Annotated in this window: 1 protein-coding gene; it reads right to left on the minus strand. The window is 26.0% G+C overall.

What is annotated here, in order from left to right; genetic code table 11:
• Nucleotides 1-556 (minus strand): transposase (locus tag KGF41_RS20460; protein WP_227857134.1); only part of this gene is annotated, 556 nt, incomplete at its 3' end.
• Nucleotides 557-956: the final 400 nt, after the last annotated feature.

Below are 956 nucleotides of genomic sequence, written 5' to 3' on the forward strand. Positions count from 1 at the left end.
CCTTATATTTAATATAGTCTTTAATGCGACCATACTCCATTTGAGATATTTTTTGTCTATTAATTCTATTTAATCTTTTCTTCTTTTTTGTATTTTTCTCAATTCCTTTTATATCTCCTAAAACTATTTCACATACTTGTTGCTCTACACAAAAGTTTATAAACTTTCTAGTTGTTTGGTGGTATAAATTTATTAATTGGTTATCTGTTTTAGTTCTAATAGTGTTTTTTAATTTCCATAATCTCTTATATTGTCTACTACCTTTTTTACATCTACTTAATCTTTTAGAGATATAAGCATATATCTTATTTCTAAATTGCTTAATACTTCTACCTTCTCTATTAGATATTATAAGTCCGATACCTTCATTAGTTATACTAGCTATCGAATGTATTTCTCCTAAGTCTACACCTACGGTGTTGTTACCTTTCGGTGTTGGATTAATGATTCCATCATCAAATGTATAATACAAATAATATCCGTTTCGCCATACTATTTCAGCAGTCTTTATATTTTCAATATTAAAATCTAACTCTAAATAGATACCTTTTGACATTGATAACTTTAAGTTACCTTTAGCATTGATATTTATTGCACTAGCTTTGAATGGTATTATATAAAATTTCTTGGTTTTATATGGATACTTTGCCTTGGTATTATCTTTCTTTCTTAACTCTGAAATAGTTTTTCTATTAGCATCAAATTTATCTGATATTGCTTGTATAGTTTGACTATGTAGATTGTATTTACCTTTGATTATCTTTTGTATATCATTCTTTTTTATCCATTGTTTATGTTCAAAATAGTATTCTTTGGATAAGCTAACTATATGATTTCAACAATTAGCACTCTCTATTTGTTTTTCCCTTACTAATTCAAATTGTGTTCTAGTTAGGTTTAATTTTACTCTATGAGTTTTTATCATTTTTTCTTACTCCTAACTTGTTGATTCTCTA

This window comes from Clostridioides sp. ZZV14-6150 (genome assembly GCF_020657875.1).
In the GTDB taxonomy this organism is placed as follows: Bacteria; Bacillota; Clostridia; order Peptostreptococcales; family Peptostreptococcaceae; genus Clostridioides.